The following is a 23059-nucleotide window of genomic DNA, read 5'->3' on the forward strand; positions in this document are numbered from 1 at the left end:
GGGGCGGCCGGGGGTGCCGCGGCGGCTCGGCGCCCACTCTGTTCTCTATCGAGAATAGAAGATATTCTATGCGGGATAGAGAGAAACGCGCTGCGGGTGTCGGAGAACCGCCGGCCGTCGCACGGGGCCGGGAACGGCGCCCGGCGGCCCGCCCCCCGTGCCCGCCCCGGCTCCACCGGGCCCCGGTGTGCCCCGGTGCGGTCAGTCCGAGGACACGGGCAGGGGGGCGCCGTGGAGCCCGGCCGCCGTGCGGACCAGCGCGGCGACCGCCCGGGACCGGCTGTGGGGCGGCCAGGCGATCACCGTGGTGACCTCCGGGGCGTCGACGACGGGCACCGCGACGTGTTCTGGCCACTGCCAGGCGCGGCTGGAGGCGGGGATGACGAGCAGCGTCCTGCCGAGCGCCACGAGCTGGGCGAGCTGCGCCTGGGTGCCCACCTTCGGCCCGGGCCCGTCCGGGTAGGACCCGTCGAGCCGCGGCCACCGGGCGATCGGCAGCCCCGGGACGTCCTGCACCTGGGCCAGCGTGAGCCGTTCGTGCGACGCCAGCGGGTGGTCCGCGGGCAGGATCGCGACCTGGCCCTCGGTGTGGAGGTCCTCGGTGTCGAACCCGGCGAGGTCGTCGAACGGACGGTGCATGAGCGCCACGTCGGCGCGTCCGCTGCGCAGCAGGCCCGCCTGTTCACCGACCTCGCACAGCAGGACGTCGACCGGCGCGGCACCGGGCTCGCCGGCCGCCCGGTCGAGGAGGCTCCGCAGCAGTTCGTGGGAGGCGCCGGCCTTGGTCGCGAGCACCAGCGGCCGCTTCGGGTCCCCGGCGCGCCGTGTCCGGTGGACGGCGGCCTCGACCGCGTCGAGGGCCGACCGGGCCTCCCGGAGCAGCACCGCGCCCGCCGGGGTGAGCTCCACGCGGCGCCGGTCCCGGTCGAGGAGCCGGACGCCGATCCGGTGTTCGAGCCGGCGGATCGCACGGGACAGCGGGGGCTGCGCGATCCCGAGCCGCTCGGCGGCGCGCCCGAAATGCAGCTCTTCGGCGACGGCGACGAAGTACCGCAGCTCGCGGGTCTCGAGGTGGTCCACGTCGGCAGACTACCGGCCGATACCCGGCGGGTATCACAGTGGACCCACTCGGTCTTGGACGCCGGGCTCGCGGCCCCCCGAGGATGGGACCCGTGAACGACACGAAGACCGCGCTGGTCACCGGCGCGAACAAGGGAATCGGCCTCGCCATCGCACGGGGCCTCGGACAGGTCGGGTTCCGGGTCGCGGTGGGGGCGCGCGACGAGGGGCGGCGCGAGGCGGCGGTGGAGCGGCTGCGCTCCGAGGGCGTCGACGCGTTCGGGGTCGCGCTGGACGTCACCTCCGACGAGGGTGTCGCCGCGGCGGCGGAGGCCGTCGAGGAGGAGGCGGGGCGCCTGGACGTACTCGTCAACAACGCGGGCATCGCCGGCCGCTCCGACGGCGGCGGGCAGGACCCGACCACGCTGGACCTGGACGTCGTGCGCACCGTGCTGGAGACCAACGTGTTCGGGGTGGTCCGGGTCACCAACGCGATGCTGCCGCTGCTGCGCCGCTCGGACGCGCCGCGGATCGTCAACATGTCGAGCAACATGGGGTCCCTGACCCTGCGAACGGGACCGGTGCTGGCGGCGTACGCGCCGTCCAAGACCATGCTCAACGCCGTCACCGTCCAGTACGCCCGCCGGTTCGCCGACACCGGCATCATCGTCAACGCGGCCTGCCCCGGATACGTGGCCACGGACTTCACGGGGTTCAACGGCTCGCGGACCCCGGAGCAGGGGGCCGCGATCGCGATCCGGCTCGCCACCCTGCCCGACGACGGGCCGCGCGGCGGGTTCTTCGACGAGGCGGGGGCCGTCCCCTGGTGAGGGCGGGGGCTCCCGGCGCGGGGGCGCGTTGTTCGCGAATGGTCGTTCTGCACTCCTTGTGAGGACGGGGCGCTACGCATAGCATCGCCCCGACCCCACCGGGTCACCGATCAGTTCAGCACCCTCACCCCCGGGAGCCCCCGCATGCTGAGACGTATCCTCACGCCCCTGCTCATCACCCTGAGTGCTCTGGCGATGACGCTGGTGGGCGTCGCGCCCGCCGGCGCCGCGCCCGTCCACGCCCCGACCGCGGATCAGGTCCGGCCCGCGGCCCAGACCGTCCTGTACTACGACTCCAGCCGGGCCGCGGAGTACACCTCCGCCGTCGCGGCGGCCGTGAACGTGTGGAACTCCAGCGTCGGCAACGTCCGCCTGGAGCCGGCCCCCGCCGGACGGCGCGCCGAGATCCGCGTCATCGCCGACGACGGCTGGCCCCGGGCCCACCTGGGCCCGGTGCGGCCCGGCGGGCAGGTCACCGTCTGGATGGGCCGCCAGGGCACCGCGCAGGGCTACGACGCGGTGCGCATCGCCGCCCACGAGCTCGGCCACAGCCTGGGGCTGCCCGACGCCAAGCCCGGCCCGTGCTCGTCGCTGATGTCGGGCTCCACCGGTGGTGTGAGCTGCACCAACCCCAACCCGAACGCCTCCGAGCGGGCCCGGGTCGAGGCCAACTACGGCGGCGGCGCGGCCGGTCAGAGCGCGCCCGACGGGCAGATCGTGGTCGACCGCGGCTGAGCGGTCGCGGACCGCGGAGCCGACGGCCGGCGGTGCCGGCCCGCCTCGGCGGGTCGGCACCGCCGGCGCCGGCGCACGGGGGCGCGGCACGGCGGGCACGCCGTGGCCGACCGGTCCCGCCCCGTGCCGCCGTCCGGGGCCGACCCCCGCCCCGGTCCTCCGCAGGGGGCACCTTCTAGACTGCGGCGATGCGCACCGTGTTCGTGTTCCCCGGCACCGGACGGGAGGAGACCGCCGCCCTGCTCGACCGGCACCTGCCCCGGTCCGGCGGCACGTGGGTCATGCCGGACGTCCTCTACGCCCACATCGACGACGAGCCGGCCGGCCTGCTGTTCCGCGACTGGGAGCCGGAGGAGGTGGCGCGGATCGACGCCGCGCTCGGCCGCCATCCCGACTGGGCGCTCCAAGTGGACGTCTCCAGGCGCGTCGAGGGCGCGGCCGAACTCCTCCCCCTGCTCGCGCTGCTGCTCGAACACGGCGGTGTCGCCGCCGACGACCACTCCCCGCACGCGTGGACGCTGCGGGAGATCGAGGACGGGACCGTCGTCGACGGCCTGCGCTTCTTCGGCTCCCGCGCCGGGGAGGACTCCTCCGACGAAGGGCCGAGATGACGGACGCGCACACCACGGGGTACACGGCGGTGGACCACGGACGGGTCCGGGTGCTCGTCGGCGCCGAACGCGGCGCCTACCCCTACGCGAACTCGCTGCTGGTGCGCGGCACGGAGTCGACGGTGCTCATCGACCCGTCGCTCTCCCTGGTCGGCTCCCCGCCGCCCGCGGACCTGGTCCTGGTGAGCCACGCGCACGAGGACCACATGGCGGGCCTGGCGGACCACAGCGCCCCGGTCGGCGTCCACGAACACGACCTCGAAGGGGTGCGTTCCCCCGAGAAGCTGATCGCCGGGCTGGGCCTGGGTCCCGAGGCGGCGGCCGCCGTCGAGAAGGACTACCGGGAACGGTTCCACGTGCGCGAGCGCCCCGACGCGACCGGGTTCGGGGACGGTGCCGTCTTCGACCTGGGCGGGTGCACCGTGACGGTCGTGCACCTGCCCGGCCACACCGCGGGCCACTGCGGTTTCCTGGTCGAGCCGGACGGGTTCCTGTTCGTGGCGGACATCGACCTGAGCTCGTTCGGCCCCTTCTACGGGGACGCCGGCAGCAGCCTGGCCGACTTCGAGGCGTCGATGCGCCGCTGCCGGGAGATCGAGGCGCGGTGGTACGGCACCGGGCACCACAAGGGCGTGGTCGAGGGCGCCGGGGAGTTCCGGCGCAGGCTCGACGCCTACGCCGGGGTGGTGGACCGGCGCAGTGCCGCTCTGCTGGACCTCCTCGCCGTGCCCCGGACCCTGGAGGACATCGTCGCGCACCGGCTGGTCTACCGCCCGCACGTCGAGGGGCCGCACGTGGACCCGGTGGAACGCCGGACCGCGGTGCAGCACCTGGAGGTGCTGACGGCGCAGGGGCGGGTCGCCGAGGTGGAGCCGGGGCTGTTCCGGGCCGTCGGCGACGGCAGGGCGGCGCCCCCACCTGCGGCGGGTCCGGCGTCCGGGGGGTGACGGCGCCCCACCGGAAGGCCGTTCTACCGTGAGGGCATGACGAAATACGCGCGGATGTACCGTCTCGGCTTCACCCCGTGGGAACGTTACGGCGCCGCCGGCGGAGCACAGCTCAGCGGCCTGATCGACCGGGAGACGCAGGAGCGGCCGGGCGGCCCCGGGCGGGCCCTGGACCTGGGCTGCGGGCGCGGCCAGTTCACCCCCGAACTGGCCCGGCGCGGCTGGGAGGCGGTGGGGGTCGACCTCGTGCCGGCCGCGATCGAGGCCGCCCGGAGCAAAGGCCCGGCGGAGGTCGCCTACGTCGTGGGGGACGTGACCGACCTGCCGTCGGCCGGCCTGGGGGCGTTCGACCTGTTCCTCGACATCGGCTGCTTCCAGGGCCTGACCCCGGAGCAGCGGGCCGCCGAGGGGCGGGGCGTGACGGCGCTGGCAGCCCCCGGCGCCACCCTGCTGATGCTCGCCTTCGGGCCGTCCCGCTACCGGCGCCTGGTCGAGGGCGTCTCGCGGGCCGAGGTCGAGGCCGCGTTCCCCGGCTGGGAGCTCCTCTCGGCCGAGGACGCCGACCCCGCGGGCCTGGGATGGCCGATGAACCGGACCTCGCCGCAGTGGTACCGGTTCCGCCTCGCCGCCGACTGACCGGGAGCGGTGCGCCGGCGCACCGCGGCGTCCCCCGCGCCGGGGGCCGGCTCCGTTCCACGCCGCCGGGACGCCCCCCGGGGAGGCGTTCCAGGCCACGCCGGGCGCGCCCCCCGATGGGGCCGCCCCCGATGACCGCCGCGTCCCCTCCCGGAGATGCCGCCGAAGCCGCTCCGGCCCGGTAAGCGGCCGGGAGGGCCGCAGGTCAGCGCAGGAGGCCCTGCGCCATCGCGATCAGCGCGTCGACGTCCTCCTCGACCATCGGCCGGCCGCTGATGCCCAGGCGGTGCAGCAGCGTCCCGGCGATCACGTCGACGATGAGCAGGATCCGCTGTTCCGGCTCCTTCAGCGCCTCCCGGAGCACGGCCAGGTACGGCGCCTGGAAGCGCGTGTTCAGGATCTCGCGCAGGGCGGGGTCGTTGATGGCCTCGCTGAACACCCCCGCGAACGCCGCGCCCACCCCGGGCTCCCCGATCTTCTCGGCGGCCCAGCGGACGGCCGTCTCCAGCATCGCGTCCCGGGTCTCCCCCTCCAGCGGTACCACGCCGATCGCGTCGAGCAGGCAGTCGACGATCAGAGCGCCCTTGGAGGGCCACCGGCGGTAGAGCGTCGTCTTGGCGACCCCCGCCTCGGCCGCGATGCGGTCCATCGTGGCGCCCGCGTAGCCCAGTTCCCGCACCGAGCGCAGTGTGGCCGCGAAGACGGTCGCGTTCAGATCGGAGCGAGGGCGTCCGGCCGGAGTGGATTTCTGCACCGGTTCAGGCTATCTTGCCGATTACGCTACTGGAAGTAGCGTAATTGATCCGAGAGGACACGCCATGAGCGGAAAGGCCCCTCTGGGCACCCGCATCCTCGCCAGGAACACCACGGACTGGGAGTCGCTCACCGACGAACAGGTGATCGCCGCACGGCACCGGACCAACCGCCTGCGGGCCTCGCGCGCGATGCGCGTGGTCACCGGCCTCCCCCACCGGCGCACCCGCATCACGGAACGGGTCCTGGACCTCCCCGGCCGCCGCCTGACCCTGCGCGTGCACCGGCCGCGCGACGCGGGCCCCGGGCTCCCGCTGGTCCTGTCGTTCCACGGCGGGGGCTTCATCGCCGGGACCGCCGCGCAGAACGACTGGCTCAACAGCCACCTGGCCGCCCGCTGTCCGGCGGTGGTCGTGGGGGTGGAGTACCGCCTGGCCCCCGAACACCCGCTGCCGCTGCCGGTCGAGGACGGCCACGACACGCTCGTCCGGATCCTCGACGAGGCCGGGGCCTGGGGCGTCGACCCGGCGGCCGTCGCGGTCCTGGGCGAGAGCGCCGGGGGCACGATCGCCGCGCTCATGGCCCTGCGCTCCCGCGAGGGCGGCCCCGCGGTGCACGCCCAGGTGCTGGCCTACCCCGCCCTGGACTGGACGGAGACCATGGCCGATTACCCCTCGATCGCCGCCAACACGGGGCAGCCCGCGTTCTCCCTGTCCGAGTTCCGCACCGCCGCCCGGCTGAGCCTGCCGCCGGGGCTGGACCCGCGGGAGGTGTCCCCGCTCGAGTTCGAGGACCTGTCCGGCCTGCCCCCGGCGCTGGTGGTGACCGGCGGTCTGGACCCGCTCGAGGACCACGGCGGCCGCTACGCCGAGCGGCTCCGCTCCGCGGGCACCGACGCCCGGCGGGACCGCTACCCGGGGGCCGTCCACGGGTTCCTCAGCATGCCCGGCCTGGTCCGGCAGGCCCGTCCCGCGCGGGACGGGATCCTCGCGTTCCTGCACGGCCGGCTGCACCCCGCGGCGCGACGGGCGGGGGTGGAGCGGCGATGACCGCCACCGACACCGCCGGAGCGGCGACCGGGTCCGCCCCGCCCGCCGAGGCGCGGGACACGGGCCGCACGCCGGACGGGGGCGCCGGCGGGCTGCTGCGCCCCTACGCGGGCGGCTTCGCCTCCGTGGTGGTCCTCCAGGTCGTCGGGGCCCTCGCGGGCCTGGCCCCGCTGCTGGCGGTGGTCGAGCTGGGCCGGGCCCTGCTGGCGTCGGGACCGCCCGACCCGGACCGCGTCCGGGTCGCCGTGGTGGTGGGCGCGGCCGGGCTGTTCGTCCGCCTGCTGTTCACGGCCGCCTCGTCCGGGGTCGGGCACCTGGTCGACGTCCGGCTGCAGCTGGCCCTGCGCCGGAGGCTGGCCGAGCGGCTGGGGCGGGCGCCGATCGGCTGGCTCTCCCGGCGCCGGACCGGCGAACTGGCCAAGGTGGTCGGTGAGGACGTGAGCGCCGTGCACCCGTTCATCGCCCACGCGCCCGGCGAGCTGGTCTCCGCGTTCGTGGTACCGCTGGTGGCGCTGGCCTACCTGTTCACCGTGGACTGGCGGCTCACCCTGGTCACCCTGGTCCCGGTGGTGCTGGCGGTGGCGCTGGTGCCGCTGATGATGACCCCCGCCCGGCTGCGCGAGCAGGAGGAGTTCGACGCCGCCCAGGGGCGGATCGCGGACGCCGCCGTGGAGTTCGTCCGGGGCATCTCGGTGGTCAAGGTGTTCGGCGGCCAGGAGCGCGCCCACCGCGGGTTCCTGCGGGCCGTGGACGACTTCACCGCCTCGTTCTTCCGCATGGTGCGCAACCTCTCCGTGGTCGCCGCGGGCATGCAGCTGGTGCTGTCGCCGCCGTTCGTGCTGCTGGCCGTGCTGGTCGGCGGGACGGTGCTGGTCACGGCGGGCGGGATGGCCCCGGCGGACCTGCCGCCCTTCCTGCTGCTGGGCCCCGGTCTGGCCGCCCCGGTGGCGGCCCTGGGCCACGGGTTCGACGACCTGCAGGCCGCCCGGCGCGCGGTCGGGCGGATCCGGGAGGTGCTGGCGGTACCCCCGCTCCCCGAGCCCGCGCACCCGGTCCCGCCCCGGGGCCACCGGGTGGAGCTGAGCGGGGTCGGGTTCGACTACGGGGACGGCCGCGAGGTGCTGCGGGGGATCGACCTGGTGCTCGAACCGGGGACGGTCACCGCGGTCGTCGGGCCGTCCGGCAGCGGCAAGTCCACCCTGGTCCGGCTGCTGCCGCGGTTCTTCGACCCGACCTCCGGCTCGGTCCGCCTGGGCGGTGCCGACCTGCGGGAGATCGACGGCCGGGAGCTGTACCGGAAGGTGTCGTTCGTCTTCCAGGACACGCGCCTGCTGCGCGCCTCGGTCGCGGACAACATCGCGCTGGCGGTGCCGCGGGCCGACCGCGGGGCGGTGGAGCGGGCCGCCCGGGCGGCGGAGGTCCACGAGCGCGTCACGGCCCTGCCGCACGGCTACGAGACGGTGCTGGGCGAGGAGGCCGGGCTGTCGGGCGGTGAGGCGCAGCGGATCGCGATCGCCCGCGCGCTGCTCGCGGACACCCCCGTCCTGGTGCTGGACGAGGCCACCGCGTTCGCCGACCCGCTGACCGAGCGGGCGGTGCGCCGGGCCCTGACCACGCGCGGAGGAGAGCGGACGGTCCTGGTCATCGCCCACCGGTTGGAGACGATCGCCGACGCCGACACCGTCGTGATGCTCAGGGACGGGGAGGTCGTCGAACGCGGCGCGCCCGCCGAACTGCTGGCCCGGGACGGCGAGTTCGCCGCGTTCTGGAGGACCCACCGGGCCGCCTCCGAAGAATCGACCGCCGCGGGCGACGCGGTGCGAGGAGACGAACCCCGATGATCCGGATGCTGCTGCGCGTGCTCGGGGACGGGTACGCGCGACCGGTACGGCGTACCGTCGTGCTGATGACGGCCGCCGCGGTGGCCGAGGGCCTGGCCTGTGCCCTGCTGGTCCCGGTGCTGCGGGCGCTGTTCGGCGACGACCCCGGCGGGGCCCTGCCCTGGCTGGCGGCGTTCGGCGCCGCGGTGGCCGGGTACGGGGTCCTGCGCTACCTCGCGGACCTGTCCGGGTTCCGGGCCGGGACCACGCTGCTGCGGGGGGTGTACCACCGGCTCGGCGACCATCTGGCCCGGCTGCCCGTCGGCTGGTACACCGGCGACCGGGTCGGGGAGGTGTCCGGCCTGGCCGGGCGCGGCGTGCTCCAGGCGATGGGCGTGATCGCGCACCTGCTGGCGCCGTTCCTCACGGCCTGCGCGACGCCCCTGACCATCGTCGTCGTGATGCTCGCCTTCGACTGGCGGCTGGGGCTGGCCGCCGCGATCGCCGTGCCGGTCGTGGCCGCGGTCCAGGTCCGGGCGGGGCGTGCGTCGGCGGCCGCCGACGCCGAGCGTACGGCGCGGGACCACGAGGCCACGGGGTGGGTGATCGAGTACCTCGGCGCCCAGCCGGTGCTGCGTGCGGGAGGCCGGGGCACCGAGCGCTTCCGGGCGCTGGACGAGGCGCTGCGCGGGATCCGGCGCGCGTCGCGCCGCTCGCTCGTGGCGGCGCTGCCCGGCGTGGTGGGCCTGGCGCTGACCGTGCAGGCGGCGTTCACGGCGGTCCTGGCCCTGGGCGCGTACCTGGTGCTCGGCGGGGACATCGGGGCGGCCGAACTCCTGGCCGTCCTGGTGCTGGCCGCCCGCTGCGCCGACCCGCTGCTGTCGCTGTCGGACCTGGGCGGGCAGCTGCGCGCCGCGCGGGCCGAGCTGGAACGGCTCGACACGGTGCTGCGCACCGAGCCGCTGCCCGAGCCCGCGGAACCGGTCCGGCCTCAGCGGCACGACCTGGAGTTCGCGTCCGTGGAGTTCGGGTACGGCGGCCGCACGGTGATCGACGGCCTCTCCCTGTCGGTGCCCGAGGGGCGGCGGCTCGCCGTCGTCGGCCCGTCCGGGGCGGGCAAGAGCACGCTGCTGCACCTGGTGGCCCGGTTCCACGACGTACAGGGCGGCTCGGTGCGGCTGGGGGGTGTGGACGTGCGGTCCGTTCCCACGGAGGTGCTGATGGAGCGGATCGCCGTGGTCTTCCAGGACGTGCACCTCTTCTCGGGGACGATCGAGGAGAACGTGCGGCTGGGCCGGCCCGGCGCCACGGCGGCGGAGGTGCGCGCGGCGGCGGCCGCGGCCCGGCTGGACGAGGTGGTCGAGCGGCTGCCCCGGGGCTGGGAGACGGAGGTCGGCGAGGGCGGGGCGCTGCTGTCGGGCGGGGAGCGCCAGCGGGTGTCGATCGCGCGGGCGCTGCTGAAGGACGCGCCGGTGGTGCTGCTGGACGAGGTGACCTCCGCGCTGGACCCGGTCGGCGAGGCCGCGGTGCACGAGGGCATCGAGCGCCTGTCCGCGGGCCGGACGGTGGTGATGGTCGCGCACCGGCTGCGCACCGTCCGCGGCGCCGACCACATCGTGTTCCTGGACGGCGGCCGGATCGTGGAGGAGGGCGACCACGAGGGGCTGCTGCGCCGCGGCGGCCGCTACGCGGACTTCTGGCGGGCCTCCACCGCGGACGTGCCCTCGGGGGGCGGCGGATGACGCCGGGGCGGCCGGGGGACCTCGGGAACCGCGGCGGGGGCGAACCGGGGCGGGACCGCGGGCATCCCACTCCCGGAGCGGCCGTCCCCGCGAGGGCGGTCCCCCGGATCCGCCCCCCACTCCCCCCGTTTCGGAGGCCCCGTGTCGCCCAACTATGTGATCCGTACGATCGTCCTGTCCCTCCTGAGCCTGGTGGCGCTGGTCTTCGGACTGGTCTCGCTGGTCGGCGGGGACGTCGAACGAGGGCTGGGCTCTCTCGCCGGAGGAGCCATCGGCCTGTTGCTCGTCACCGTCTCGCTGATCGTCACACGGGCCAGGGTCCGGCAGGTCAGGGCCCGGCTCCAGGCGCAGGAGCAGGCCCGGGCACAGGCGCAGGCACAGCGGCCGTACCCCGGGCCGCACCACCCCCCGCATCCGCAGCAGTGGGCGGGCCCGGGGTACGGGCACCCGCAGCAGCAGTACCGTCCCGGCCCGCCCGGCCGGCCGGCCGGGCCCCTGGCAGGGGCACCCGCCGCGGCCTCCCCACCCGCCGCACCGCTGAGCGGGGCTCAGGCCGGCCCGGCGGTCCCCGTCAGGAGCACCAGCAGCGGCAGGGCGAGGTTGTTGACCGAGTGGACGGCCACGGCGGGCCAGATCGACCCGCTGCGGCGCATCACCTCGGCGGCGACGAGGCCCACCACGAACGCCGCGGGCAGGATGATGTTGACGCCGTGGAACACGGCGAAGACCGCCGAGCCGCCCAGGGACCCGATGACGGGCCCGTACCGCAGCAGGGCGGTGGTGACGACGCCGCGGAAGAGGAACTCCTCGCCGATCGGCGTCAGCACCGCCAGGAACAGGACGGTCAGGAAGAAGGCGGGCAGGCCGCCGCCCGCGGCGTCGTAGTACATGCCCTGCGGGTTCTCCTCGTACCCGGTCAGGGCGGTGATGGCGAGGATCAGCCCGCCCTTGAGGAGCAGGGCGGCCAGGCCCCAGGCCGCGCCGATGAGCATCCAGCGCGCCGTGGTGCGGCGGACGTTGAAGGCGGCCAGGGAGCGGATGCGCAGCGCCGCCGCCACGGCGAAGCCGAAGAGCCCGGCGACACCCGACCAGGCGGCCACGACGAGGCCGAACGCCACCGGCCCCAGGGGTTCGGACGGAATGAACACGAGCAGGACGCCGGCCGCGGTCAGGGCCGCCAGGCCGGCGATGACCTCGGGCCAGCCGGGGCGCCGCGGGGCGGCGCCGGCGGCCGGAGCCGGCCGTCCTGGGTGGTCGGAACGGGTGCTGGACATGGCTGGTCCCTCCTCGGTGTCGGGTGCCCCGGGGACCGCGGGCCCGCGCGGCTCCGGCCGCGTCGGGCGCCCTCGCCCGCGGTCCCCCGGGCATGCCCCCATTCCATCCCCGGCGGCGCCCGCACGGCAGTGGCGCCGCGTCACCGCCCGGGGATGACATTTCCCCGGTCGCGGCCATGACGCTGCGTCACGGGTGGCCCGCCCCCGCCCCGGCCACCACCTCTCCGCCGCCCCGGCCCCTGAAAAGGGGGAAGCCGGTCCGACCGTGGCGGTCGGACCGGCTCCGGGTCCGGTTCCGGGCAGGACCCGGTGGCGGATCAGGCCAGGTCGAAGCGGTCCAGCTCCATCACCTTGGTCCACGCGGCGACGAAGTCCTCGACGAACTTCTTCTTCGCGTCGTCGGAGGCGTACACCTCCGCCAGGGCGCGCAGCTCGGAGTTGGAGCCGAACACCAGGTCGACGCGGCTGCCGGTCCACTTGACCGCGCCGGACTCGTCCTTGGCGACGAACGTCTGCGAGGTCTCGGAGCTCTCACCGGTCGGGGTCCAGGTGGTCCCCAGGTCGAGCAGGTTGACGAAGAAGTCGTTCGTCAGGGTGCCCGGCGCGTCGGTGAACACGCCCACCTCGGAGTTGTCGTAGTTGGCGCCCAGCACGCGCAGGCCGCCGACCAGGACGGTGGTCTCCGGGGCGCTCAGGCCCAGCAGGTTCGCCTTGTCGATCAGCAGGTACTCGGCGGGGAGGCGGTTGCCCTCGCCGTAGTAGTTGCGGAAGCCGTCGGCGACCGGCTGCAGGTAGGAGAAGGACTCGACGTCCGTGTGCTCCAGGGTCGCGTCCACGCGGCCCGGGGTGAACGGCACGACGACGTCCTGCCCGGCGGCCTGGGCCGCCTTCTCCACGCCCACGCCGCCGGCGAGGACGATGAGGTCGGCGAGCGACACCTTCTTCGCGGAGGAGGCGTTGAACTTGTCGGCGATGCTCTCGAGGGTGCTCAGCACCTCGCGCAGCTCCACCGGGTTGTTGACCGCCCAGTCGATCTGCGGGGCCAGGCGGACGCGGGCGCCGTTGGCACCGCCGCGCTTGTCGCTGTCGCGGTAGGTGGACGCCGAGGCCCACGCAGTCTTGACCAGCTGGGACACGGTCAGGCCGGACTCGGCGACGGCCGCCTTGAGGGCCGCGATCTCGGGCTCGCCGATGACCTCGCCCTCCTGGGCGGGCAGCGGGTCCTGCCAGAGCAGGGTCTCCTCCGGGACCTCGGGGCCGAGGTAGCGGGACTTCGGGCCCATGTCGCGGTGGGTCAGCTTGTACCAGGCCCGGGCGAACGCGTCGGCGAACTCCTCGGGGTTCTCGTAGAAGCGGCGCGAGATCGGCTCGTAGATCGGGTCGAAGCGCAGCGACAGGTCGGTGGTGAGCATGGTCGGCTTGTGCTTCTTGTTCGGGTCGTGGGCGTCGGGGATGATCTCCTCGGCGTCCTTGGCGACCCACTGGTGCGCGCCGGCCGGGCTCTGGGTGAGCTCGTACTCGAACTCGAACAGGTTCTTGAAGAAGCCGTGGCTCCACTGCGCGGGCGTGGAGGTCCAGGTGACCTCGAGGCCCGACGTGATGGTGTCGCCGCCCTTGCCGGTGCCGTAGTTGTTCTTCCAGCCCAGGCCCTGCTGCTCCAGGCCGGCGGCCTCGGGGTCGGCCTCGACGTTGTCGGCCGGGCCCGCGCCGTGGGTCTTGCCGAAGGTGTGGCCGCCGGCGATGAGGGCGACGGTCTCCTCGTCGTTCATGCCCATGCGGCCGAAGGTGTCGCGGATGTCGCGGGCCGCGGCGATCGGGTCCGGGTTGCCGTTGGGGCCCTCCGGGTTGACGTAGATGAGGCCCATCTGGACGGCGGCCAGAGGCTTCTCCAGCTCGCGGTCGCCGCTGTAGCGCTTGTCGTCGAGCCAGGTGGTCTCGGGGCCCCAGTAGACGTCCTCGTCGGCCTCCCAGACGTCCTCGCGGCCGCCGCCGAAGCCGAAGGTCTCGAAGCCCATGGACTCCAGCGCGACGTTGCCCGCGAGGATGAGGAGGTCGGCCCAGGAGATGTTCTGGCCGTACTTCTTCTTGACCGGCCACAGCAGGCGGCGGGCCTTGTCCAGGTTGGCGTTGTCGGGCCAGCTGTTGAGGGGGGCGAACCGCTGCTGGCCGGCGCTGCCGCCGCCACGGCCGTCGAACAGGCGGTAGGTGCCCGCGCTGTGCCAGGACATGCGGATGACGAGGGGGCCGTAGTGGCCGAAGTCGGCGGGCCACCAGTCCTGGGACGTGGTGAGGACCTCGGCGATGTCCGCCTTCACGGCGTCCAGGTCCAGGGCCTTGAACGCCTCGGCGTAGTCGAAGCCCTCGCCGAGGGGGTTCGCCACGGCCGGGTTCTTGGCGAGGATCTTCAGGTTGAGCCGGTTGGGCCACCAGGTGCTGTTGGCACCGGTCTGGGTGGGGTGCGGGGCGCGACCGTGCGCGACGGGGCAGCCGCCGGACGCCTCGGTCTCGGCGGTGGGGGTGACTACCTCGTTGTTTTCGGACATCGTCTTCCTTCCGGAACAGGGAAGAGGTGAACTCTTGGTTTCAGGACTCGCGTGTACGGGCGCAGTCGGGGCAGACACCCCAGTAGACGACCTCGGCCTCGTCGACCCGGAAGCCGTGGTCGGACGATGCGGTCAGGCACGGTGCGTGCCCGACGGCGCAGTCGACGTCGGCTATGGCACCGCAGGAGCGGCACACGACGTGGTGGTGGTTGTCCCCGACCCGTGTCTCGTAACGGGCCACGGAGCCCTGTGGCTGGATGCGCCGAAGCAGCCCGGCGCCGGTCAACGCCTTGAGCACGTCGTAGACGGCCTGGCCGGACACCGTGCCGAGGTTCCCGCGCACGAGGTCGATGACCGACTCCGTGTCGGCGTGCGGGTTGTCGTGCACGGCGGACAGCACTGCCATCCGAGGGCTCGTCACCCGCAGGCCGGACTCGCGCAGCATGCGCTCGAAATCCGAAGGGGTTGGCATGGCCGCCAGTCTGCCGCCTTTTCTGGAACTAGTCAAATGATGTGATGGATCCACCTTAGCCGGGCACGGGTCGGCCGGGAGGGCCCTCCGGCCTGCGCGGACGACGGAGGGCGGCCGGCGCCCCCACGACGGCGGGAGGGCGGAAGGGGACCCCGGGAACGCATTCTCCGACCCCGGGGCGCGGATTACACGGAAGGACACATGAACCCCCGGAGAATCCGCAACGGCGAACGGCGGAGCACCCTTCCGCCGCACCTCGCGCCCCCGGCATCGCCGACGCCGCAAGGCGCGACGCCCGTGAGCGCAATCGGTTTACGGCGGAAGATGAAGATATGGACACATCGCGAGAATAAATCCCAAAGGGCACATGAATCGCAATCGGTTCGTGATTCCCCTTTGCGAATTCCGTTCCTTTGGGAACGTAGGCTCGCATGCGATCGGAGCCCTTTCCGGGTACCCCGGCAGAGGGTGCCCCCGCGCACCCCTCCCCCATCTCCCATCGCCCCGCCCGCGCGCTCGTCCCGGACGGCAGCCGCGGTCAGGGGCCGGTCCGCCGCAGCGGATCCCATCCCCGAGGACACACGTGAAGACCAGCACCCCGAACGCACGGCGCGCGCTCCGCGCCGGGGCCGTGTTCGCCGCCCTGGGGGCCCTGAGCCTGACCTGGGCCGCCCCCGCCGCCGCCGACGAGGACCCGAACGGGTTCGCGGAGTCGACCATCAACGACCGCGGAGCGGTCGGACACTTCGGTCCGCGCGGCGGCGATGTCGGCGGCGTCCGGGACTACCTGCACGACGGCGACATCTGGGCCGTGGGCATCACCTCGGTCCTGGTGGACGTGGACCAGGACATCCTCCGCTCGTGGGTGCGGTTCGAGGAGCTGGGCATCCAGCTCACCGAGTCCGACGTCGAGGAGATGCTCGCCGGGGTCGACGACTCCACCGCCCCCGCCGACTCCGAGGGCGTGGACGAGTCCCCCGCGCCGGAGACCGAAGCGCCGAGCCCCTCCCCGGAGGCCACCGAAGAGCCCGAGGAGACCGAGGAGCCCGCCGTCACCCCCTCCCCCGGCGCCCCTGAGGAAGGGATCGTCGAGGAGGCCCCGGCCACCGAGGGCGACGGCGTCGCCGCGGTCGTCGAACTCGACGAGGACACCGCCACACCGGTCTCCGCGGGTGACGACATCGTGCTGGACGCCGACTTCACCGGCGTCTGGCTGCGGCTCCAGCAGTCCTGGACCGGCGGCCCGGTGTACGAGTTCGACGAGGGCGAGACGTCCTTCTCCGTGAACGAGTACGGCGCCGAGATCTCCTTCTCCACCGAGGAGGTCCTCTGGGAGGACCGCTACCAGGGCGAGTACCTGTGGGGTGCCGCGCACTTCGTGGAGATGGTCGTGGAGTTCCCCGAGCAGGGGCTGGCCGTCACCTACCCGCTGGGGCAGACCTGGGTCGGCTCCCCCTTCGAGCCCACGGTCGACAACGGCGGCGGCGAGGAGGGCTCCGAGGGCGGGGAGAACGGGAACGGCTCCGAGGAGGGCGGTTCCGGCGGTGAGGACGGCGACGGCGAGGCCTCCGAGGGCAAGCCCTCCGCGCCCGTGGACCGCTCCACCGACGCCCTGCCCCGCACCGGCAGCCCGGTCGTCGGCCTGATCGCTGCGGGTACGGCGATCGCGCTCGGCGGCGGCGCGGCCGCCTACCTGGCGCGTCGCAAGAAGAAGCAGGACGCCGCGGCCTGATCCGCGCGGTGGCGGGGCCCCGGGAGCAGCGGCTCCCGGGGCCCCGCCGTTCTCCGGAACGGCGGGGGCCGGGCGGGGGCGATGAGTTCCGGCGCCGGCGGTGGTCGGTACGGGTGACGGACCGCGGCGGGCGGCGGCCGCCGCGGGAGGGGAACCGCGGAGAGGGAAGGGAACCGGTATGGGAACAGCAGGAGGAACCAGGCCGGAGGCGCTGGCGCGCCTGGACGTCTTCATCGGCGAGTGGGACCTGGAGCCCCGCTTCGCCGCCGGGCGCCCCGGCGGGGCCGGTCCCGGCGGGGAGCGGGTCGTGGCGCGCAGCCGGTTCGAGTGGGACCTGGACGGGAGGTTCCTGGTCCAGCGCAGCGAGGTCTCGATACCCGAGGCGCCCGACGGCCTGATGGTCGTCGCGCCGGGGAGGGAGGCGGGGACCTACACGCAGCACTACTTCGACTCCCGGGGCGTGGTGCGCCTGTACTCGATGGGGTTCGCCGACGGGGTGTGGACCCTGCTGCGGGAGGAGGCGGACTTCTCACCGCTCGACTTCCGGCAGCGGTTCACCGGCACCTTCTCGGCGGACGGGAACGTCATCGACGGCGCCTGGGAGATCGCGCACGGGGACGGCGGCTGGGAGAAGGACTTCGACCTGGTGTACCGCCGGATCCGGTGACCGGGGCGCCGTCCCGTGCCTTCGCTCAGCCGCCGGAATGCCCCGGGAGGTCGACCAGGAGGGTGTCGGGCGGGTGGCGGGAGGTGCGGCAGAGGGGTTCGGCCGCGCAGTGGGCACAGGCGGAACAGCACAGGTGGTGGACGCCGAACGCGACGGTCCCGTCCTCTTCCTCCGTGAGGTGCGCCGGACGGACCCGGCCGTCGGGCCGGGCCAGCAGCCACCGGAAGGGGTTGGCGGTGTCGTCGGGGACCCGGCAGCGGTATCCGGTCCCGCGGGCGACCCGGGCGGCGAACCGCCATTCGGGCAGCCGGGCGTGGGTGACGGAGCAGGAGACCAGGGTGCCCCCGGCGGCCGGGTCCGGAGCGGCCTCGAAGAGCCCGTACCGCTCGGGGAGGGCGGGCAGGGCCGCCAGCTCCTCATCGGTGTACACGGGCACGCCCAGGTGTCGGGCGCACAACGCGCGCGCCCGCTCCGGGGTCACCGGGCCCTCGACGAGGACCTCGTACATCCCGGCCGTCACCGGTGCCCCGCCGGCACGGGGACGAGCAGTGCGGTGGCGTCGTCGCGGCCCCCGGCCCCCAGGACGTGCCGGACCAGGGCGCGGGCGGTGTCCGCCGCGGTGGCCGCGCCCCGCGGACCGGCGCCTCCCGCGACCGCGCGCAGGTCGTCGGGGGCGGGCAGGTGCCGCCACAGCCCGTCGGTGCACAGCAGCAGCCGACCCGGCCCCGGGGGCCGGTGGCTGCGGACACGCGGAACGGGGTCGGCGGCGTCGGCGCCCAGCCAGGCGACGAGGGCGTCGTGCTCGCCGGTGTCGTCCTCGGTGAGGAGCATCCCGGTGCCGGAGTCGGGCAGCCAGTAGGCGCGGCTGTCGCCGACCCAGGACACCCACAGGCCGCGTTCGCCGACGACGCAGGCGACCTGGGTGCAGGAGGGCGCGAGGGACCCGGCCGCGAGGGGGTCCCGGTCCGGGCCGCCGGGGGCGGCCAGGGCCGCGACGGCGCGGCCGGCCCGGGCGGTGGCGCCGGTGAGCGCGTCCTCCGGAATGGCGCCCGCCGCCAGGGCTCGGGCCAGTTCCCGGACGGTGACCTCCGCGGCGATCCGGGCCGCCCGCTCGGCGCGGGGCGCCATGGAGACGCCGTCGCAGACGGCGCCGACGGTCCACCCCCCGGCCGTGCGCAGGGCCAGGGCGTCGGCGTTGGTCCGGCGGCCGGGGCCGCGTTCGCCGTACCCGGCCGCGCCGCCGGCGTCGGCCCGGCTGTGGCCGAGGAGGTCGGAGAGGTCGGCGCCGCACTCCCAGCAGCGGCCGTCCGGGGCGGGTGCGCCGCCGCACCGGGGGCAGTCCGTGTGCTCGTTCATCTGCCCCGCATTCTGGCAGAGGCGCCCCGCCCCGGCGGGCGCTCAGGCCGCGGCGGCCCGGAGCGGACGGGCGCGCAGGGCGGTCAGGGCGGGGACCAGGCTCGCGAGCAGGCCCACGGCCGGGACCAGCAGGGCGACGGCGGCGTAGCGGTCGGGGGGCACGGCCGGGAGGGCGAAGCCGCCGGTGAACGCGTGCGCCATGGCGGCCAGGCCGACCAGGGCGACCGCGGTCCCCGCCGCCAGGGCCGCGGCCGACACCGCCAGCGCCTCGCCCGCGACCACCGCCGCCACCCGGCCGCGGGTGGCGCCGGCCAGGCGCAGCAGCGCGAAGTCCCGGCCGCGGGCCGAGGCTGACACCGCCAGCGTGGCGATCGCGCCGACACCGGCCAGCCCGGCCACGACGGCGACCATCAGGTAGGTGATCCAGCCGTCCTCCTCGGCGAGCGCCGCCAGGTCGGCCAGGTGGCCGGCGCGGTCGGAGACCTCGACCCCGGGCACGTCGGCCACCGCCTCGCGGAGCAGGCGGGCCGTCCCGGCCGGGTCTGCGCCGGGTTCCAGGCGCACGTGGACGGCGCTCTCCAGGGGGTCGACCATGCGCTCGGCCAGGGCCGCGCGGGGCAGCAGCACGTCGGGGAAGTCCAGGCCGGCCCGGTACACGACGTCGACCCGGGCCCGGACCGGTTCCCCGTCGGGGCCGTGGAGTTCGGCGGTGTCGCCGGCCTCCCAGCCCTCGGCGGCGGCCAGGCCGGCGCTCAGGGCGATACCGCCGTCGTCGAAGCGGTCCCACGACCCCTGTTCGGGGTCGAGGCGGTAGAGGTCGCCGACGGCCTCCGGGGTGACGATGTGGGCGGGCGCCGACACGCGCTCGCCGATCACGACCGTCTGGCGGAACCCGCCCGCCGCGGCGACCCCCGGGACGGCGGCGGCCGCCCCGACCGTGCCCGCGGGCAGGCCGACCCCGACCGGCCCTGATACCACCAGGTCGGCGGCCAGGCGGTCCCCGTAGGAGTGGGCGCGGGCCTGGGCCAGGGTGGGCGGCTGGAGGAGGAGCAGTAGTCCGACCAGGGTCGTCACCAGTAGGGGGGTCAGCACACCGGTGACCCGGCGCGGGGCCGCCGCGGCCTCGCGTGCGACGAGGAAGGGCACCGCGGCGCGCGGCCGCAGGCGGTGCAGGGCCCGGGCCAGGCCGACGGGGACGAGGAGGGCGGCGGCCGGGACCAGGGCGATCGCGGCCGCGGACGCCGCCAGTACCGACTCCCGGGTCCCGGCGGTGGCGGCGGTGAGCCCGAGCAGCACGGCGGCGGCGGTCAGGGACAGGGCGCCCCAGACGACACGCCCGCGCACCCGGTCCGGGTCCTCGGCGGCGGCCTCCCGCACCGCCTCGATCGGGGCGGTGCGCCCGGCGGCGCGGGCCGGGCGCACCGCCGCCGCCAGGGACGCGGCCAGTGCCACCAGGGGGCCGGCCGCGACCGCCCCGGGGCCGACCACGGTCTCGAACCCGGCGGGCAGCACCCCGGTCGCGGTGAAGGCCCGGGTCAGGGCCGCGGCGCCGAGCAGCCCCAGGGGCGGTGCGAGCACGGCGGCCGCGGCGCCCAGGGCCAGCGCCTCCCCCCACACGATGCGGCGGACGACCCCCGGGGAGGCGCCGGCCAGGCGCAGCAGCGCGAACTCCCGGCCGCGGGCGCGCATCGCCGTGGTGAGCAGTCCGGTGGTGACGACCGCGGCGACGGCCAGGGTGAGGACGGCGGTGGTGCCGAAGAAGCGGCCCATGCCGGTGGACAGTTCGCGGTCGGTCCGGTCGACGGTGAACGCGGTGCTCCGGTCCGCCCCGGTGAGCACCCGCACCCCGGGTACCTGTCCGGTGACGGCGGCGGCGAGTGCGGCGGCGTCCACGCCGTCGTCCGGGTACAGGGCCACCGCGGTGGGGGCCCGCGGCTCCTCCGGGGCGGGGCCCGCCGTGGCGGCGAAGAACACGGCGCGGCCGCCGGGCGGACCCGCGACCACCCCGGTGACGGTGGCCTCGGAGACGCCGCCGTCGGTGAGGACGCGCACCCGGTCGCCCACGCCGATCCCGGCGTCGGCGGCGGTCCGGGCGTCCACCGCCGCCTCCCCCGCACGGGCGGGGCCGCGCCCCCTCTCCGTTTCCAGTCCCGGGTCCCAGGCGAACCCGTGGGACCGGTCGGCCTGTCCGCCCAGGACGGTCCCGCCCGGGGCTCCCGCGGTGTCCGCGTCGCCCGCATCGTCGGCGCCGTCCGGGCCGTCGGCGATGACGTAGGCGGCGAAGGGCGCCTGGGCGGCGGCCGCGCGCACCCCCGGCAGAGCACTCAGGGTGTCCACCGCGTCCCCGGACAGGCGGGCGGGTTCGGCCGAGGGCGTGGCGGCCAGGCGGTCGTCCGCCGGTTCGGCGGCCACCACGACCGGGGCGGCGGTGGGCAGCCATACGGTGCCCGCCGCGTGTTCGGCGGAGGCCTGGAGGACCAGGGCCGCCGTGGTCAGCGCGGCGCCCAGCGCCAGGGTGAGGACCGGCAGAGCGAGGGTGCGCCACCGCTCCCGCAGCCCGCGCAGCACGAAGCGGATCACCGCGCCCCCATCCGGTCCAGGACCGCCGCCGGGGTCGGCGCGGTGAGGGTGTCGACGATGAGGCCGTCCCGCAGGAACAGCACACGGTCGGCGCGGGCGGCCGCGGCCGGGTCGTGGGTGACCATGACGACGGTGCGCCCGTCGTGGTCGACCGCGTGCCGCAGGGCGTCCAGGACCCGGCCGCCGGAGCGGGTGTCCAGGGCCCCGGTGGGCTCGTCGGCGAACAGCACGTCGGGCCGGTGCACCAGGGCGCGGAGCAGCGCCACCCGCTGGCACTGGCCGCCGGACAGCTCCGCGGGCCGGTGGTCGAGGCGGTCGCGCAGGTCCAGCAGGTCCGCGAGGGCGTCGCGGCGGGAGGCGTCCGGGGGCCGCCCGGACAGGCGTGCGGTGAGCTCGACGTTCTCCCGGGCGGTGAGGGAGGGGAGCAGGTTGAAGTCCTGGAACACGAACCCGAACGCCCCCGCGCGCAGCCGGGTGAGGTCGCGTTCCGGCATCCGGGCGAGGTCGCGGCCGCCGAGCAGCACCTGTCCCCCGTCCGGGCGGTCCAGCCCGGCGGCGCAGTGCAGGAGGGTGCTCTTTCCGGAGCCGGAAGGGCCCATGATCGCGGTGAACCCGCCGGGGCCGAAGTCCGCGTCGACCCCGCGCAGGGCGGGCACGGGGACGCTCCCGCGCCGGTAGGTCCTGGTCAGTCCTCGAAGGCTCAGCACGCCGTTCCGCCTCTCCCCTGCCGGATGTGTCCGTACGCCATGCAAGCGGACCGGCGGGGTCCGGTCACGGGGGCCGGGGCGAGGCCCCGGGGTGGGGCCCGCCCCACCTCCGGGCCGGCAGAGGTGAAGAACGTACAAGACCGGGGGGCGGGCCGGACCCGAGCATGGGGGTCATGCAGAACACCGGACGACCCGCGGACGCCGGCGCCGAGGCCGTCGGCGCGCCCGCGCGCTTCGACACCAAGATCGCCGTACTCCTGCGCGGGGACCTCGCCGTATGGCAGCGGCTGAACGTGACCTCGTTCCTGGTCAGCGGACTGGGGACCCGTGAGCCCGACGTGGTCGGCGAGCCCTACGAGGACGGCGACGGCACCGTTTACCTCCCCATGTTCCGCCAGCCGGTGCTGGTGTTCGAGGGGGAGAAGGAGGTCCTCACCCGGGCCCACGCGAGGGCCGTGTCCCGGGGCCTGGCCGTCGCCGTGTTCACCTCCGACCTGTTCGCCACCGGCAACGACCGGGACAACCGGGCGGCGGTGCGGGCGGTCGCCCGTGACTCCCTGGACCTGGTCGGGATGGCGGTGTACGGGCCGAGGAACGCCGTGGACAAGGTCGTCAAGGGCGCCCGGATGCACCGCTGACCGGGTCCGCGCGCAGCGCCCGGGCGAAGCGGCCCGGGGACAGCCCCAGGACGCGCGTGAAGTGCCGGTGCAGGTGCGCCTGGTCGTGGAACCCGGCCGCGGCGGCAGCGGCGGCCGGGCTCCGCCCCTGGAGGATCAGGCGGCGGGCCAGGTCCACCCGGCGCCCCACCAGGTAGCGGTGCGGGGGCAGGCCGAACCTGCGGCCGAAGGCCCGTACCAGGTGCGCGGGGTGGGCGTGCAGGACGGCGGCGGCCTCGTCGAGCGAGACCCCCTCCACCACCCGGGAGTCCAGCAGGTCGCGCAGCCGCCCGGCCAGCGCCGAGCGGTCGACGGGCGGCGGGGGCTCGGGGTCGCCCAGCAGGTGGCCGCGCAGGCGTTCGGTGACGAACGCCAGGCGGCTCTCGGCCTCCAGTTCCCCGCCGGGTTCGAGCAGGGCCCGGTGCAGGGCGTGGATGCGCCGCCGCAGCACCGCGTCGTCCAGGGCGGGGCGGTCGACGGAGCGGCCCACCAGGTCGGCGCCGATCCGGGCGGGTTCCAGGTAGACGACGCGTTTGCGCAGCCCCTGCGCCGAGGCGGGGGTGCCGTTGTGCGGGACGTGCGGGGGCAGCAGGGTGACGGTGCGCTCCAGGGCGCCGTGCTCGTGCCGTCCCAGGTCGTAGCGGACCAGCCCGGAGTCGATGATGAGCAGCGCCCAGGTGTCGTGGGTGTGCATCGGGTAGGCGTGCCCGAGCATGTGGGTGTGGAAGACCTCGACGACGCCCGGCACGTTCGGCCTGGCGACCAGGGTGTCGGCGTGCGCGTCCATGTCCGCAGCGTACGCCCGGGCCGGGGGTCCCGGTCCCGGGAGGGGGAGCCCTTGCGCTCTGGAGAGCCCCGAATAGAATGAACAATTGTTCATTGAAAAATCG

Annotated in this window: 21 protein-coding genes; 11 read left to right on the forward strand and 10 right to left on the reverse strand. The window is 75.5% G+C overall.

Annotated features, from left to right (window positions below):
* Positions 1 to 201 precede the first annotated feature (201 nt).
* Complete coding sequence (locus ABZ249_RS14185) at positions 202 to 1080, reverse strand: LysR family transcriptional regulator (protein WP_355262024.1); 879 nt, start codon at positions 1078 to 1080, stop codon at positions 202 to 204.
* Between the two features lie 83 nt (positions 1081 to 1163).
* Here ABZ249_RS14185 and ABZ249_RS14190 point away from each other — a divergent pair, with 83 nt between their 5' ends.
* The 5 genes from ABZ249_RS14190 (at position 1164) to ABZ249_RS14210 (ending at position 4818) form a co-directional block, all read left to right on the forward strand.
* Complete coding sequence (locus ABZ249_RS14190; RefSeq protein ID WP_355262027.1) at positions 1164 to 1889, forward strand: SDR family oxidoreductase; 726 nt, start codon at positions 1164 to 1166, stop codon at positions 1887 to 1889.
* A 144-nt stretch (positions 1890 to 2033) separates the two neighbouring features.
* Positions 2034 to 2624 carry a snapalysin family zinc-dependent metalloprotease gene (locus tag ABZ249_RS14195; protein ID WP_355262030.1) on the forward strand — a complete coding sequence of 197 codons (591 nt, stop codon included), beginning with the start codon at positions 2034 to 2036 and terminating at the stop codon, positions 2622 to 2624.
* Positions 2625 to 2812: 188 nt separating this feature from the next.
* Positions 2813 to 3235 (forward strand): hypothetical protein, encoded by a 423-nt coding sequence (locus tag ABZ249_RS14200; protein WP_355262033.1) that lies wholly within the window; start codon positions 2813 to 2815, stop codon positions 3233 to 3235.
* Positions 3232 to 4182 carry an MBL fold metallo-hydrolase gene (locus ABZ249_RS14205; RefSeq protein WP_355262036.1) on the forward strand — a complete coding sequence of 317 codons (951 nt, stop codon included), beginning with the start codon at positions 3232 to 3234 and terminating at the stop codon, positions 4180 to 4182. Before ABZ249_RS14200 ends, ABZ249_RS14205 begins: the two co-directional genes overlap by 4 nt.
* A gap of 36 nt (positions 4183 to 4218) precedes the next feature.
* A complete protein-coding gene (locus ABZ249_RS14210; RefSeq protein WP_355262039.1) occupies positions 4219 to 4818 on the forward strand; it encodes a class I SAM-dependent methyltransferase in 600 nt (199 codons plus the stop codon).
* Positions 4819 to 5023: 205 nt separating this feature from the next.
* Here ABZ249_RS14210 and ABZ249_RS14215 read toward each other — a convergent pair whose 3' ends face one another.
* A complete protein-coding gene (locus ABZ249_RS14215; protein ID WP_355262042.1) occupies positions 5024 to 5572 on the reverse strand; it encodes a TetR/AcrR family transcriptional regulator in 549 nt (182 codons plus the stop codon).
* A 64-nt stretch (positions 5573 to 5636) separates the two neighbouring features.
* Here ABZ249_RS14215 and ABZ249_RS14220 point away from each other — a divergent pair, with 64 nt between their 5' ends.
* Genes ABZ249_RS14220 through ABZ249_RS14230 form a run of 3 tightly spaced genes read left to right on the forward strand, consistent with a single transcriptional unit; the run spans position 5637 to position 10182 of the window.
* A complete protein-coding gene (locus ABZ249_RS14220; protein ID WP_355262045.1) occupies positions 5637 to 6620 on the forward strand; it encodes an alpha/beta hydrolase in 984 nt (327 codons plus the stop codon).
* Entirely contained in the window at positions 6617 to 8461 is a 1845-nt protein-coding gene (locus ABZ249_RS14225; protein ID WP_355262048.1) for an ABC transporter ATP-binding protein, read from the forward strand. The genes ABZ249_RS14220 and ABZ249_RS14225 overlap by 4 nt, the downstream gene beginning before the upstream one ends.
* Positions 8458 to 10182 (forward strand): ABC transporter ATP-binding protein, encoded by a 1725-nt coding sequence (locus ABZ249_RS14230; RefSeq protein ID WP_355262051.1) that lies wholly within the window; start codon positions 8458 to 8460, stop codon positions 10180 to 10182. The genes ABZ249_RS14225 and ABZ249_RS14230 overlap by 4 nt, the downstream gene beginning before the upstream one ends.
* 548 nt (positions 10183 to 10730) lie before the next feature.
* On the opposite strand, the gene ABZ249_RS14235 is transcribed toward ABZ249_RS14230, so the two are convergent.
* From ABZ249_RS14235 to ABZ249_RS14245, 3 genes are all read right to left on the reverse strand, one after another.
* Positions 10731 to 11456, reverse strand: coding sequence for a CPBP family intramembrane glutamic endopeptidase (locus ABZ249_RS14235; RefSeq protein ID WP_355262054.1), 726 nt, complete (start codon positions 11454 to 11456; stop codon positions 10731 to 10733).
* Between the two features lie 317 nt (positions 11457 to 11773).
* Positions 11774 to 13999 carry a catalase/peroxidase HPI gene (gene katG, locus ABZ249_RS14240; protein ID WP_355262057.1) on the reverse strand — a complete coding sequence of 742 codons (2226 nt, stop codon included), beginning with the start codon at positions 13997 to 13999 and terminating at the stop codon, positions 11774 to 11776.
* A 40-nt stretch (positions 14000 to 14039) separates the two neighbouring features.
* Positions 14040 to 14471 (reverse strand): Fur family transcriptional regulator, encoded by a 432-nt coding sequence (locus ABZ249_RS14245; protein WP_220559484.1) that lies wholly within the window; start codon positions 14469 to 14471, stop codon positions 14040 to 14042.
* A gap of 583 nt (positions 14472 to 15054) precedes the next feature.
* On the opposite strand from ABZ249_RS14245, the gene ABZ249_RS14250 reads away from it, so the two are divergent.
* Both ABZ249_RS14250 and ABZ249_RS14255 read left to right on the forward strand, forming a co-directional pair.
* Entirely contained in the window at positions 15055 to 16203 is a 1149-nt protein-coding gene (locus ABZ249_RS14250; RefSeq protein WP_355262060.1) for an LPXTG cell wall anchor domain-containing protein, read from the forward strand.
* A 178-nt stretch (positions 16204 to 16381) separates the two neighbouring features.
* Positions 16382 to 16870 (forward strand): hypothetical protein, encoded by a 489-nt coding sequence (locus ABZ249_RS14255; RefSeq protein ID WP_355262063.1) that lies wholly within the window; start codon positions 16382 to 16384, stop codon positions 16868 to 16870.
* Positions 16871 to 16895: 25 nt separating this feature from the next.
* On the opposite strand, the gene ABZ249_RS14260 is transcribed toward ABZ249_RS14255, so the two are convergent.
* From ABZ249_RS14260 to ABZ249_RS14275, 4 genes are read right to left on the reverse strand one after another with little or no spacing between them, the layout of a single operon-like run.
* A complete protein-coding gene (locus tag ABZ249_RS14260) occupies positions 16896 to 17390 on the reverse strand; it encodes a hypothetical protein (RefSeq protein WP_355262065.1) in 495 nt (164 codons plus the stop codon).
* On the reverse strand, positions 17387 to 18226 hold the full coding sequence (locus ABZ249_RS14265; protein WP_355262068.1) for a protein phosphatase 2C domain-containing protein: 840 nt from the start codon (positions 18224 to 18226) through the stop codon (positions 17387 to 17389). The genes ABZ249_RS14260 and ABZ249_RS14265 overlap by 4 nt, the downstream gene beginning before the upstream one ends.
* Positions 18227 to 18268: 42 nt before the next feature.
* Positions 18269 to 20806 (reverse strand): FtsX-like permease family protein, encoded by a 2538-nt coding sequence (locus ABZ249_RS14270; RefSeq protein WP_355262071.1) that lies wholly within the window; start codon positions 20804 to 20806, stop codon positions 18269 to 18271.
* Positions 20803 to 21513: an ABC transporter ATP-binding protein gene (locus ABZ249_RS14275; RefSeq protein ID WP_355262074.1), complete on the reverse strand. Its 711-nt coding sequence runs from the start codon at positions 21511 to 21513 to the stop codon at positions 20803 to 20805. The genes ABZ249_RS14270 and ABZ249_RS14275 overlap by 4 nt, the downstream gene beginning before the upstream one ends.
* Positions 21514 to 21686: 173 nt before the next feature.
* Between ABZ249_RS14275 and ABZ249_RS14280 the strand changes: the two genes are divergently transcribed.
* A complete protein-coding gene (locus tag ABZ249_RS14280) occupies positions 21687 to 22151 on the forward strand; it encodes a DUF2000 domain-containing protein (protein ID WP_220559478.1) in 465 nt (154 codons plus the stop codon).
* Here ABZ249_RS14280 and ABZ249_RS14285 read toward each other — a convergent pair.
* Positions 22126 to 22956, reverse strand: coding sequence for an AraC family transcriptional regulator (locus tag ABZ249_RS14285; RefSeq protein WP_220559477.1), 831 nt, complete (start codon positions 22954 to 22956; stop codon positions 22126 to 22128). The two genes, ABZ249_RS14280 and ABZ249_RS14285, sit on opposite strands and share 26 nt — an antisense overlap.
* Between the last annotated feature and the right edge of the window lie 103 nt (positions 22957 to 23059).

Source organism: Nocardiopsis sp. NPDC006139, from assembly GCF_040614155.1.
Classification (GTDB): domain Bacteria; phylum Actinomycetota; class Actinomycetes; order Streptosporangiales; family Streptosporangiaceae; genus Nocardiopsis; species Nocardiopsis changdeensis.